At 59.4% G+C, this 12,106-nt stretch carries 12 protein-coding genes and 2 pseudogenes; 11 read left to right on the forward strand and 3 right to left on the reverse strand.

Features of this window, described 5'->3' with window-relative positions; translation table 11 throughout:
- Genes MUB52_RS17555 through MUB52_RS17605 form a run of 11 tightly spaced genes read left to right on the forward strand, consistent with a single transcriptional unit; the run spans window position 1 to window position 9,934 of the window.
- Entirely contained in the window at window positions 1-2,331 is a 2,331-nt protein-coding gene (locus MUB52_RS17555; RefSeq protein WP_374758663.1) for a VirB4 family type IV secretion/conjugal transfer ATPase, read from the forward strand.
- A complete protein-coding gene (locus tag MUB52_RS17560) occupies window positions 2,328-2,495 on the forward strand; it encodes a hypothetical protein (RefSeq protein ID WP_220800884.1) in 168 nt (55 codons plus the stop codon). The genes MUB52_RS17555 and MUB52_RS17560 overlap by 4 nt, the downstream gene beginning before the upstream one ends.
- Window positions 2,496-2,553: 58 nt before the next feature.
- Window positions 2,554-3,642 carry a lytic transglycosylase domain-containing protein gene (locus MUB52_RS17565; RefSeq protein WP_308443353.1) on the forward strand — a complete coding sequence of 363 codons (1,089 nt, stop codon included), beginning with the start codon at window positions 2,554-2,556 and terminating at the stop codon, window positions 3,640-3,642.
- The gene (locus MUB52_RS17570; RefSeq protein ID WP_259650588.1) at window positions 3,642-4,475 is read left to right on the forward strand and encodes a type IV secretion system protein; all 834 of its coding nucleotides are present in this window, start codon (window positions 3,642-3,644) and stop codon (window positions 4,473-4,475) included. Before MUB52_RS17565 ends, MUB52_RS17570 begins: the two co-directional genes overlap by 1 nt.
- A gap of 18 nt (window positions 4,476-4,493) precedes the next feature.
- Window positions 4,494-5,147: a virB8 family protein gene (locus tag MUB52_RS17575; RefSeq protein WP_220800886.1), complete on the forward strand. Its 654-nt coding sequence runs from the start codon at window positions 4,494-4,496 to the stop codon at window positions 5,145-5,147.
- Between the two features lies 1 nt (window position 5,148).
- Window positions 5,149-5,841 (forward strand): TrbG/VirB9 family P-type conjugative transfer protein, encoded by a 693-nt coding sequence (locus MUB52_RS17580; protein ID WP_220800887.1) that lies wholly within the window; start codon window positions 5,149-5,151, stop codon window positions 5,839-5,841.
- The gene (locus tag MUB52_RS17585; RefSeq protein ID WP_263845510.1) at window positions 5,841-7,235 is read left to right on the forward strand and encodes a TrbI/VirB10 family protein; all 1,395 of its coding nucleotides are present in this window, start codon (window positions 5,841-5,843) and stop codon (window positions 7,233-7,235) included. The genes MUB52_RS17580 and MUB52_RS17585 overlap by 1 nt, the downstream gene beginning before the upstream one ends.
- Before the next feature lie 2 nt (window positions 7,236-7,237).
- A complete protein-coding gene (locus MUB52_RS17590; RefSeq protein WP_263845511.1) occupies window positions 7,238-8,227 on the forward strand; it encodes an ATPase, T2SS/T4P/T4SS family in 990 nt (329 codons plus the stop codon).
- A complete protein-coding gene (locus MUB52_RS17595; protein ID WP_220800890.1) occupies window positions 8,224-8,436 on the forward strand; it encodes a hypothetical protein in 213 nt (70 codons plus the stop codon). Before MUB52_RS17590 ends, MUB52_RS17595 begins: the two co-directional genes overlap by 4 nt.
- Entirely contained in the window at window positions 8,433-8,834 is a 402-nt protein-coding gene (locus MUB52_RS17600) for a hypothetical protein (protein WP_220800891.1), read from the forward strand. Before MUB52_RS17595 ends, MUB52_RS17600 begins: the two co-directional genes overlap by 4 nt.
- 14 nt (window positions 8,835-8,848) lie before the next feature.
- Window positions 8,849-9,934: a type IV secretion system protein gene (locus MUB52_RS17605; RefSeq protein ID WP_220800892.1), complete on the forward strand. Its 1,086-nt coding sequence runs from the start codon at window positions 8,849-8,851 to the stop codon at window positions 9,932-9,934.
- A 14-nt stretch (window positions 9,935-9,948) separates the two neighbouring features.
- Here MUB52_RS17605 and MUB52_RS17610 read toward each other — a convergent pair.
- The 3 genes and pseudogenes from MUB52_RS17610 to MUB52_RS17620 all read right to left on the reverse strand — a co-directional run.
- Window positions 9,949-10,206: pseudogene (locus tag MUB52_RS17610) on the reverse strand (integrase core domain-containing protein); the annotation flags it as partial.
- A gap of 77 nt (window positions 10,207-10,283) precedes the next feature.
- Window positions 10,284-10,415 (reverse strand): annotated as a pseudogene (locus tag MUB52_RS17615) (ATP-binding protein); the annotation flags it as partial.
- A gap of 357 nt (window positions 10,416-10,772) precedes the next feature.
- Window positions 10,773-11,843, reverse strand: coding sequence for a serine hydrolase domain-containing protein (locus tag MUB52_RS17620; RefSeq protein WP_263845512.1), 1,071 nt, complete (start codon window positions 11,841-11,843; stop codon window positions 10,773-10,775).
- Window positions 11,844-12,106: the final 263 nt, after the last annotated feature.

The following is a 12,106-nucleotide window of genomic DNA, read 5'->3' on the forward strand; positions in this document are numbered from 1 at the left end:
ATGCCGAAATGGTTTCAGCATGAGAAGCACCTGGCCCACATGCTGCCCTATGTCAGTCTGGTCGATGATCGCACGGTCCGCACGCGGATGAACGAGCTCTTCCAATGCGTCCGGATCACAGGCGTCAACAGCTACACCACAGACGACGACTATCTCGACAAGGTCCGCGCGCTCTTCGCCCGGATCGTGGCACAGCTCGGCGAAGAGTTTTCCTATTACGTCCACAAGGTCTCGAAGGGCATTCATGTCGATCTTGAGCCGCTTGAGGGCGACACATTCTCCGCGATCGTCGATGCGCAGTGGCGCAAAAAGATGGAAGACAGCGGGCTTCGGGATAAGACCCTCACGCTGACCGTCATCCACCGCCCGCCGAACAAAAGCTTCCTCAGCTTCATGCGAAGCCGCTCCCCTGGACGGCTCAAAGACGAGACGGCGAAGCGGCTGCGGCGGTTGAATGAAGCCGTCGGGATCTTCACCTCTGGTCTATCGGAGCTGAAGCCGTCCGTGCTCTCGGCCGAGACCGGGGACCTGGTCGGCTTCCTGGGTGCGCTGAACACCGGCCAGGAACGCCCGCTCTACCATAGCTCGCAGTTCGGCTTCCTGGCCTCCTCCGCCGCGAACACCCGCGTTACATTTCATGGGGATCATTTCGAGTTAAGCGAGGGCGTGGCAGGCCGTCGGTATGGCAAGAGCTACTCCATCAAGGATTACTCCGAGCAGACCCGCTGCACGATGTTCGACACGCTCAACCTGCCGGTCGACATGATCGTTACGCATTCCTTCACACCCGTGAACACGAACATGACGATCTCGCGGATCAAGCGGCAGATGAAACAGATGCAGGCCGCCGATGATGCCGCTGTCTCGCTCCACGACAACCTCTCCTTTCTCGCTGATGATCTCGAAGCCAAACGTGCCAGCATGGGCGATCACCATATGGTGGTCACGGTCTTTACTGAGTCGCTCGACGCGCTGGAAACCCTCGGCGCCGAGATCGTGAATGCTGCGGCTGCCGAAGGCGTCACGATGGTGAGTGACCGCTTCGGGGCCAACACACATTACTTCAGCCAACATCCGGGCAATCAACCGAAACGGCTCCGCCCCAGCACGATCACCAATCGCAACTTCGCGGATTTTGCAGCCTTCCACCGGACGCAACTTGGAAAGCAAAGCGATGAGGTGCCGTGGGGCAAGGTGATCTCCCTCTTCCCTACCCCGGAAAAGAGCGCCTACCGCTTCTCTTTTCACGAGGCCGGGTCACCGGAGAAAGAACCCACCAGCGGCCATACTCTGATCATGGGCCGCCCGGGTTCAGGCAAGTCTGTCTTAGCCGCCTTCCTGATGACACAAGCCAAGCGCGCCGGGGCGCGGGTCTTCGTCTTCGACTATCGCCTAGGCATGGAGATGGCGGTGCGCGCCAACGGCGGGCGCTACACCGCCATCCAGGGCGGCATGCCGACGGGGCTTAATCCGCTCTGGACCGAGACCGACAACCGTGGGATTGCCTGGCTCACGGACTGGTTCGGCACGCTCCTCCACCGCGAAGACAAGCCGCTGACACCGGCGCAGACCAACCGGATCATGGAATGCGTACGCCAAAACGCACAGGCCACCGATCCCGGGCTTCGCGACTGGCAGAACTTCGCCTCGCTCTTCATGTCCATGGATGATGAGGGGGATCTGAACCAGCGCGTCCTCGAATGGGCCGAGAAAGGCCGCTTCGGCTGGATCTTCGGCCATAGTCTCGAAGACACCTTCTCGCTCGATGGCGACATGGTCGGCTTCGATCTCACGGGCATCCTCGACAGTGAAAGCGACAAGGAACGGATGGCAGTCTTGAGCTATCTCTTCCGCCGGATCGAACGGAAGATCGAAGACCGCCGCCCGACGCTCATCATCATCGATGAGGCCTGGAAGGCCCTCGACAACACGTATTTCGCCGAGCGGCTATCGCAGTGGCTCGTCACCGCGCGAAAACAGAACACCGTCGCCGTGATGATGACCCAATATGCCAGCCAGCTCGAACGCACGCGCACGGGCAAGACCATTGTCGAGGCCGTGCCAACCCAAGTGCTGCTGCCGAACATACGGGCCAATGCGTCGGACTATCAGATGCTCAATCTCTACCAGAAAGAGCTCGATACGCTGCTGAACACCGGCACGCATTCCCGTCTTGCGCTCATCCGCGATGATCAGGGCTCGGTCGTCGTCGATGCTGATTTGAGCGCCCTCGGGCCCAACCTCACGATCCTTGGCGGCATGGAAGCCGGCGAAAAACTCGTCGGCACCGATTACCGCGACCGACCTGATTTTTGGAGGCTCCAGCCATGAAGACATTCTCCCTTGTCCTGCTCATTTGCACACTGGCTGCCTGTTCCAACTACCGTGAACCGGAGGCGAACTGCTTCAGCTTCGTCTCACGTGGCCCTGCCCCGCTCGACTGTAACTTCGAAGCGCTTGGCGGTGCCGAACTTGAGTACATTGCCAATGAGTAAGCGCGCCGTTGCCACGCTCCTGCTGATCGGCGCGGCGTCTGCAGCGCTGGCCCAGGGTGTGCCGGTCAATGACAGCGGCTTAACCGCACGCGATCTAGTTGAGACGGCGGACCGCGAAGCTGATCTGGCGGTGCAGCGCGAGACGCTGACGGTCCAGGAACAGATCACGGCGATCGAACGCGAACAGCTTGCGGTGCTCGATGCCATCCTCGACGCGCAAACGAGTTTCGATAGCGCCTCAATCACGGGCATGGTCACGGACCTCGAAAGCGGAAGTGGAGATGCCGACCGCTCGGCCGCAGCTGTCTACGGGACGTCCGAGATCGACCCCAATCCCGCCGGTGATCAGATGTTCGGCGACGCCGCCGAAAACATCGAAGAGTTGATCATCCGCGTTGCCCAGGAAACCCACGGGCGGCCCGGGGTCTCTGCCGCTGGTCTCTCGGTCGTGCAATGGCGGGCGCTTCTCCAGGCCCTGATCTGGCAGGAGAGCCGCTTCGTGATCCGCGCTGAAAGCCCCGTCGGCGCATACGGGCTCACACAAATCATGCCCGGGACCGCCAGCGATCTCGGGATCAACCCGGAATATCGCACGAGCCCCTATCTGCAGGTCGACGGCGGTGCGCGGTATCTCTCAGACCAGCTCGCGCGCTTCGATGGTAACATCATCTTCGGGCTAGCGGCCTATAATGCAGGCCCGGGTCGCGTGATCGAATATGGCGGCGTGCCACCGTTCCGGGAAACCCAGCACTACGTTACCGTCATCCCGCAGCAATACAACGCCTATCTGGCTCGCATCGGGGGGATCGAGGCGCTCGGAACCATCGACCCGGCCCTGCTCGCCAACTCGAACCTCTCCCTGACCGGTGCAGGTGCCGCCTTCTACGGCAGCAATTCTCCGACCGCCATCCGGCAAGCGGCCCTCCGCATACGCGATATCGTGACCCGCATCGGCACAACGGCAGACGTGCAGGAATCGATGGCGCTCAACACATACGCGCGCGCCGAACTGGTCCGGCTGATCGCCGCCATGACACGCCTTCAGGCCGCGCGCACGCAACCGTTTAGCGCCGAGCAGATGCGCCTCGCCGCCGCCCGCATGCAGGAACAAGACTTCATGACCTTCATCATAGAGGAGCTGGACTGATGCCCGCCCGACCACTTCGCAAAACACTTCGCACCCTCACCTTGACGGCCCTTCTGCCGCTCAGCGTCATCGCCCTTCCGGCGATCTTTCTCCCGGTTTCTGCTACCGCCCAAGGCGTCCCGGTCGTCGACACCCAAAACATCGCCCAGAATATCCAGCAACTGCGCCAGATGATCGAGGACGAACTCTTGCAGAACGAGCAGCTCCTGCAGCTGCGCGAACAACTCACCACGCTCACGGACCAGCTCGCAGAGTTGCAGCGGACCTATGAGGCGCTGACCCGCCTCGCAGAACTCCCCGAAGTCATCGCCACTGAAATGGAAGCTGAGCTCAATGGCATCCTCGATCAGGAGTTCGGCGATATCCAGGCAACGATCCAGGCAATTCGCACAGGCGACTTCTCGGGGCTCAGTGGCTCAGGCGCGGCCGAGATCGAAACCCAGATGGACCGCGTGCTGTCCGAGCTTGGTTTCGACGACGATACGCTCCGGGAGATGGCCACCAGCGGCAACGCAGGCGCAGAGCGCATCGCGACGCAAGCCACCACAGGCGCGCTCGTCTCCGCCGCGGCCCAAAACAGCTATGACGACGCAGGCCAATCGCTCGAACGTGTGGAGCGTCTCGTCGGCCTGATCGATGACATGGACGAACTCAAGGAAAGCGTCGATCTCAACACCCGCGTCACTGCCGAACTCGCCATAGCGCTTGTCGCCATGTGGCAGCTCGAGGCCGTGCAGACCGTGGGCGACGGTACGGGCGGCGTCATCGATGCCGCCACCATCGCCGAAGAGCAGAATTTCATGGAATTCACCATTCCGGATTTGGGCGACTAACCATCGAGGCACGAGACGTTGAACAGCGAACGCGAGATCATCGAAGAAGAACTGGTTTACGGTGCCCTGCGCCGGGAACGGCTCTGGCAGCGCCTTGGCCTGCTTGGGATCATCTTCGGGATCATCGGCTGCATGGGGGCCGTGTTGGTCGCTGCTTTGGATGTCGATCCGCCCCCGGTTGTTGTGCCCTATGATCCCGAGACGGGCTTTGCCCTGCCTGAGGCCTCGGTCGGGGCCACCCAAGTGACTGGCAACCAGGCGGTGATCGAGGCGGAGATCTTCCGCTATGTGACCGACCGGGAGGCCTACAACCAGCTCGACAATGATCTGCGGATCCGCAGTGTTCTGCAGCGCTCCGATGGCCGGGCAGAAGCCTCTGTCCGGGCGCAATGGAACAGCACAAACCAGCAATATCCACCTACGGTCTACGGCGAGGATTCCACCCTCGATGTCGAAGTTCTGAGCATCAACCTGATCGGGGAGAACCGCGCGACCGTGCGTCTGCGCAAACGGCTTACCTCAATACAAGGCATCCAGGCAGGGCTCTTCACCGCAACGCTCCTCTTCGAATTCCGACCCGAGACCGCACGCACGATCGATCACGTCTGGACCAACCCCTTCGGCTTCACGGTGATCGAGTACGCCATCCGGTCCGACAGATTGGAGAACTGACATGGCACGCGTTGGACTTGGCATCTTGACATTGATCTTCACTGCCTCCACCGCACTTGCCGAGGCGACTCCGCGGCGCGGCCCCAATGACGCACGGGTCCGGATCGCCACCTATCAGGAAGGCCAGGTCTTTCGCCTGAACGTCTCGCTCACCCATGTGACCACCATCGAGTTCGGCGAGGGGGAAACCATCCGCTCGATTCTTGCGGGCGACACCGAAGGCTTCGAGCTCGACGGCGTCCCCGGCGGCCAGGCCTTCGCGATCAAGCCGCTGGCCCGCGGCGTCCATACCAACGTCACCGTCTATACCAACCGGCGCAGCTACTATTTCAACGTCCAGGAGGTCTCGACACCCACATTCTACGTGGTGCAGTTCCACTATCCGAATGAAGACCGGCGCCCGAAAAATGCCGTCGCGGCTCAGGCCCCAAACTACAACTATGGGGCCAGCGACCGCACGGAAATCACGCCCGCGCGCGTTTGGGATGACGGCACATTCACCTACTTCCAGTTTGCGCGCAACGCACCTGTCCCGGCGATCTTCCGCTATTCAAACGGGCGCGAGCGCACCGTCAATACGCAAGCCACTGAACCGGGGGTGATCCGCGTCTCGGGCGTGAATACCCAGTGGGTGTTACGCCTCGGCGATACCGTCGTCTGTATTCAGTCCAATGCGCTGACGGGAGGCACGTGATGAGTGACAAGCCGAACCAACCTGACATGTCCGAACGCCTCGCCCGGCTCGAGGCGAGCGCCTCGGGCAGCCCAAGGACGACAACCCGCCGCTCGCCTCTGACGGCCCTTCTTGTCGTCGCGCTCGTCGGTCTCGGCGGGACCGTCCTTTACCTGCTGAACCAGTCCGAAGAGGAAGTAGCCCTGCCCACGGCCACACCAGACGAGTTCCAGCCGGAAGGCGATGGCTTCGGGACCATCGAGACACTTGTGCCCCCTGCCCCGCCGGAACCGGAAGTGGTGGAGGTCCCCGCCCCGGCACCGGAACCGAATGCCGAACTGCTCTCCCAGATCGCGGCGCTCCAAGCGCAAATCGAAGCCATTCAGAACGCCCCGGACCCGGTGGTCGAAGAAGACACGGCGGCGGCGGAGGCTATTAACGCGTTGACCGCCCAGCTCACCGAGTTGCAAGCGGCCTCCGAAGCCGCGCAACAGCAATTTGCCGAAGAACTGCAAGCCCGCGACCGCGAGTTGCAACAACTGCGCATGGACCTCGATCTCGCCCGCCTTGAAGCGCAACAGCCGACCCCTGCCCCGTCTGGTCCCACGGAGGAAGAACTCAGGCTTCGCGAAGAGCAGCGGTTGCGGCAAGAGGAAGAAGCGCGCCGTCTTGCCGAGCTCCAACGCCGATCCGAGAAAGAGCGCGCTTTCCAGGAGCGCCGGATCCTGTCGCCCGTCATCGCCTTTGGCGGCGCGACCGGCGGCACAGATAATACCGAACTGGCAGAACGTACCTTCGGCGAAGCCACCGACTTCGTCCTGAACGGGGCCTTCCCGAGCCCTGTCACCCAATCTGAAATCATCGCGAACCCCGCCAACACCGTCATCCAGGGAACGGTGATCCAGGCCGCTCTGGAAACCGCGATCACAAGTGAATTGGCCGGGCAGGTCCGCGCCATCACCTCCGAGCATGTCTACAGCTATGACGGCACCCGCCTTCTCATCCCGGCCGGATCCAGGCTGATCGGGCGCTATCGCTCCGGCGCGGATATCGCCCAACGGCGGCTGACCATCGCCTGGGATCGGATCATCATGCCCAACGATCAGACCATCCGGATCAGCGCCTTCGGGGCAGACGAGCTTGGCCGCTCCGGCACCACAGGCTTTGTTGATACGCGATTTGCCGAACGCTTCGGCTCGGCCGCGCTGATCTCGTTGATTTCCGCCGCACCCACCGTTGCGGCCAATGAGACGGAAGATGAACTCGCCGAAGACGTCCTCGAAGACATTGGCGACGATCTGGCCGACGCAACCGACAGCGTGATCGGCGAGTACCTTTCCATCGGTCCCGTGATCTACGTCGATCAGGGCGCACGGATCACCGTCATGGTGGACCGGGATCTGGAGATCTTCTGACGATGTCACTCAGCTATCTCCAGGCCTCCATCGACAAGCTGGAAGGTGCCAAACGCGAGGATGTCATCGAGATCTGCATCAACCCGGATGGGTCCTGCTGGGGCGAGTTCCAGGGCGATCATTTCATGCATCGCCTGAAACATACGCTGGACGAGGATGCGGTGAAAGACCTCGGAAACCAGATCGCGTCGGATGCTGCCACGCCCCTCTCCAAGGACCGGCCTATCGTCTCGGTCTCGATCAGCTATCGCGATCGTCCAATTCGTGCTCAGGTCATTACACCGCCTGCGGTCAGCCATGGCATGTCGATCAGCCTGCGATTCTTCTCGCGTCTGCCGCTTGAGACCATCGAACTGGGGTTCCTTTACGGCAAAGAGCGGAAGTTGGAGGAGCTGCGTCAGGAGAAGAACCGCCAACTCCGCGAGGTGGTCGTCAGCGGTAATATCGATGCGGCGATCCGGCATTGCGTCGAGAACAAGCTCAACATGATCGTCTCGGGCGGCACATCCACCGGCAAAACCGTCGCTGCGCGGAAGATCCTGTCTTATGTTGATGATGACGAGCGGATCGTGACGATCGAAGAAGCCGCCGAGCTTCTGCCGAAACAACCGAATGCCGTGACATTGATCTCGAACAGGGACGCCATGAACCAGACGGCTGACGTGTTGCTCACCGCCACCCTCCGCATGCGCCCTGACCGCATCATTCTGGGCGAGGTCCGCGGGAAAGAGGCGATGACCTTTCTGGAAGCCATCAACACAGGCCATGGCGGCTCAATGACAACGCTCCACGCCGAAACCCCCCAATTGGCGGTTCAACGCCTAGCGATCGCAGCCCTCAAGACCGAGGTCCCGATCCCTTATCGCGACATGATAGACTACATCGAAAGATCCATCGATGTGATTATTCAAGCCGGACGTGAAGACGGAAAACGGGGGATCACGGAGTTCTATTTGCCCGGAATCGAATTGGAAAAGGAGGCCTATACATGAAAAGCTACACGCCAAAGATCCTGACGTTCACCGGTGGTAAAAAATTCAGCTACCAGCAGATGGAAGACGAGATCGCGAAATACACGCTGAACGGTTGGAAAATTGTTTCAATGACGCAATTTCAGAGCCATCAGCCGATGTATACAGTTCTCTTGCAGTATGAATTCTCCGAAGAGGAAATGCAGCCAAAAGTGGAGAAGCGGGCATGAAGATCTGCAACCTACTCCTATTCGCGGCGATTAGTCTTTCCTCGGCGACCGCCTTTGCGCAGGGCTTGGTGCCCGCAATGGACAGCGAGTATGAGTTCTGTCAGAAGCGCCCGCCCGAGCCTGAGTGGGTACAAAATCTGCACGTGCGAGAGAGCTACAAACGGCTTCTTATCCAGTCGATCTACCGTCTTGAAGGGTACCAGCGTGTCGCTGCTTTTGGTGATTGCAGGTGCGACACCTTGTTTCCGCCATGGTCCAGTGCTGTCCAGCAATACAACGACAACTTCCTCCATCTCGAACAGTTCGAGGCGATGCAAACCCGCCGTGCTTTTCAAGATCAAGGCTCCGCCGTGCGTCGCTCCGTCCAGAAACTCTGTGAAGCAGAAGGCAACTGGTAATTTAGGAGAAAGTCATGAGCGTCGTTTCATACCTTGTTGATACCGCCCAAGGCTTCTTGGATGACTCAGCAGAGACACAATTTGGAGCGGTGGCCGCAACAGTTGGAACGATAACGACTGTGGCCGTCAGTCTCGTCGTCATCCTCGTTTGCATTAACATGGTATTCCAATATCGCGCCATGGATGGACGGACGGCATTTTGGCTTGGTGTCAAAATAATTTTGATAGGGATATTTGCACAGAACTGGACCCAGTTTAATGCGCTCACTTCAGCTATTTTGAACGGCATCGACAGCATAGCCGGATCACTCATCGCCGCTGTTGGCGGAGGCACACCCGGTCCGTCTGGTACCTATGCAGAGCAGTTTGACGAGATGATTGCTGACTTCGGCAACTATCTTAACGCCGCAGGTGAAGAACTGAACTGGATGGCCGGTGCGATCCTATCCAACCTCGGAGTCTTACTTCTTTCATTACTCGGGGCACTTGCCGCGTTTTTAATGGTCGCGTCGCGCTTGATGATTGCGCTACTTCTCGGTTTGGCGCCGATCATGATCTTCCTCACGCTCTTCGATGTGACAAAGGACTACTTCGCGCGATGGCTCTCAGCCGTGGTTTCGTTTGCGATGTATCCCATCATCATTGCCGGAGTGTTCTCCACCATAACTGGCGTCTCCGCGTCGCTATTGGGGGAACTGGGTGATCCAACAGCTGCTCCCAACATTGGCGCGCTTGTCCCGTTCTTCATGATGGTCTTGATGGCAAAGGGATTCATTATCGCAACGCCGTTCATCGTTCGGGCTGTATCAGGTAACATCATGATGCCGGCGATTTCAGGTGGGCTTGGAGGTAGCTATGCGTTTAGCCGGGCTGCCCTGGGATCGCAGCAAGCAATCAACCGTTATCTAGTGGGCAACGCAAGCGGGTCGGAAGTGGCAGCCTTGCGCTTGCGCGCCGCTCTTGGAGTGTCAGGCATGCCCGAGCGCAGCTACGGAACAAGACCACCATCAAACTCCCAAGCAGGTACACGCAACCCAAATGCCGGCACAGCACCAGACTATCAAGCGCAAATAGACCGCAATCTGCGCATAGGTCGGTAGCTGAACTAACCTGCCTAGGTGTTCAGTCCCGGCATCTGGTGGATTGGGTCTAGGCTGAATCGGTCCGGCTTTGATGTCCGGATTTTGCAGATGTATTCGTAGGGCTTGAGCCCGTTTAGTGTCTTGTGTCTGCGGGCGAAGTTGTAAGCTGCCATGAAGTCCGCAAGATGGGTGCGGAGCTGGTCGGGGCTGTCATAGTGGAAGCGCTTGACGGTCGCGTCCTTGATCGTGCGGTTCATCCGCTCGACCTAGCCGTTGGTCCAAGAATGGTTAGGCTGTTGATTGTCACTGAGAACTGACCCGGCATTTTCATCGAGATCTGACCCACCCAGTCGTTATGATCTGCTGATTATGATGGCGTCAATGCTGTTGCCTCCTTTCGCTTTTTCTTTGCTATTTCGGAGCTGGCCTTGAAGCGGTAGCTGTCATTGCCGGTCTCGAGGATGTGGCAGCGATGGGTGAGACGATCGAGCAGTGCTGTATTGCTGCTCTGACGGCGTGCGTTGTCGTGGCGCTCCCGTGACAAACTTGTCCCATAGGGCTTCTTTCCATTCCTGAGAAGGATCGCACCATCAAACCGTGGGATCAAACACCTAGGCCACCGCTGAGTAGCCTAGGCCCTCTTAAACGTCGGTGCCAGAATTCCAGAAACTTCAAGAAACGTAAGGTGCGTAGAGGGTGCGAACCCAAAAACTGACCGCTGTTCTGCGCAACATGAACAGTGGCTTTGCGGAACGGCAATGTAACGGTATTTCCCAAAGTGGTCGTTCGCCGCGCGGGCGACATATGTCTCACAAGCGGACGGAGCGGACGCTCGCATACAACGTCTTCCTGCTCGCTATGTCACGTTTTCGCCTGCTACATGCCGGACCAGAGCGTCCATCGCGTTGCACGTATAGTCATGGAAGTACCAACTGTCCGCTTCCGGCTGGCTTGATTGCTTGATGACCGCAACCTCCCTGTTTCGGTCAATGTAGATCCATTGGCCGTTCACTCCGAGCGCCATAATCGCTTCCGACCCGGGCGTGTTTCTGATCCACCATTGTGCGCAATAGCTCCAATGGCCATTTGCCATGTCTTCTTCCGCACTCGGGCCCCTCAGGAAGGCTTCGGTGGACCCCCCTTGCGAAAGGGTGTCGATCACCGCTCCGGGGATGATCTGGTCACCGTCCACACGGCCATTGCGGAGCATTGCCGCGGCAAAGCGCGCCATGTCCTCTGCCGTGGCGTTCAGCCCACCCCCGGCGACGAGATTGCCCGTGGCATCCAGAAGGACATATGCCTCACCGGTCATGCCGAGTCTTGACCAAAGGCGGGTTTCCAGCAGGGTCACAAAATTCTGACCGAACAGTCGACTGACCGCCCAGTTCAGGACATCGGTCTGCGGCGTCTGGTACTCGAACACCGAACCATGCGCGCGTCCCTCGAGCTTGGTCAGTGTGGTGGCATAGTCATAGAGGCTCTTTGGTCCGTCCCAATCGACCGCCTTGCTGCCGGCCCCAAGAACCGCAACGTAATCGTGGAACTCTGCGTCGGGGTCTTCATAGTCCTCACTGAATTTCAGCGATGCCGTCATGTCGAGGACCTGACCGAAGGTGGCGTCGGAAAACCCCGATCCGTTGTCGAGTTCCGGTATGATATCCACGATCGGGGTGTCCCGCGTGACCAGCCCCTCTTCGATCGCGGTCAATGCGAAGAGGCCGATGAAGGACTTGGTGCAGCTGAACATGATGTGCGGCGTGTGGGGCGTCATGCCATTGAGGTAACGCTCGTAGACGACCCTGTCCTTGTGAACTACGATCAGGCTGTCGGTGAATGTCTGCCGCAGGAAGCAATCGAAATCAGCGAGAGTGCCATCCTTGCGTCGAACCGACAGGCTGCCGATGTCAGCGTCGATCTCGCGCCTCATCGCTTTACCGTCATCGCTGGGCCGCACACGTGCTGTCGGCCAGATCCGCCGCATATTTTGGTAAGCCCACCGATTGAATGGCGGCTCCCACATACCATTGAAGCGATCCACCCGCTTATCCGCAGGCGGCGGAAACCCCTGCATAAGGCCAAGCTCCAGATGAGTTGCGGTATCGAAGGGTTCGGGGATCGCCATGGCAGTAGTCGCCTTTCCAAAACTGTCTTTCTTAGCTCCCACACCAGAGGTGAACGGCTAGGCTCGCG

It is taken from the genome of Roseobacter sinensis, assembly GCF_025755255.1.
In the GTDB taxonomy this organism is placed as follows: Bacteria; Pseudomonadota; Alphaproteobacteria; order Rhodobacterales; family Rhodobacteraceae; genus Roseobacter; species Roseobacter sinensis.

Coding starts and splice junctions, on each gene's coding strand:
- MUB52_RS17560 (WP_220800884.1), top strand. CDS start 2,328: ATGAAGACATTCTCCCTTGTCCTGCTCATTTGCACACTGGCTGCCTGT.
- MUB52_RS17555 (WP_374758663.1), top strand. CDS start 1: ATGCCGAAATGGTTTCAGCATGAGAAGCACCTGGCCCACATGCTGCCC.
- MUB52_RS17600 (WP_220800891.1), top strand. CDS start 8,433: ATGAAGATCTGCAACCTACTCCTATTCGCGGCGATTAGTCTTTCCTCG.
- MUB52_RS17585 (WP_263845510.1), top strand. CDS start 5,841: ATGAGTGACAAGCCGAACCAACCTGACATGTCCGAACGCCTCGCCCGG.
- MUB52_RS17570 (WP_259650588.1), top strand. CDS start 3,642: ATGCCCGCCCGACCACTTCGCAAAACACTTCGCACCCTCACCTTGACG.
- MUB52_RS17580 (WP_220800887.1), top strand. CDS start 5,149: ATGGCACGCGTTGGACTTGGCATCTTGACATTGATCTTCACTGCCTCC.
- MUB52_RS17595 (WP_220800890.1), top strand. CDS start 8,224: ATGAAAAGCTACACGCCAAAGATCCTGACGTTCACCGGTGGTAAAAAA.
- MUB52_RS17590 (WP_263845511.1), top strand. CDS start 7,238: ATGTCACTCAGCTATCTCCAGGCCTCCATCGACAAGCTGGAAGGTGCC.
- MUB52_RS17605 (WP_220800892.1), top strand. CDS start 8,849: ATGAGCGTCGTTTCATACCTTGTTGATACCGCCCAAGGCTTCTTGGAT.
- MUB52_RS17620 (WP_263845512.1), bottom strand. CDS start 11,843: ATGAGGCGCGAGATCGACGCTGACATCGGCAGCCTGTCGGTTCGACGC.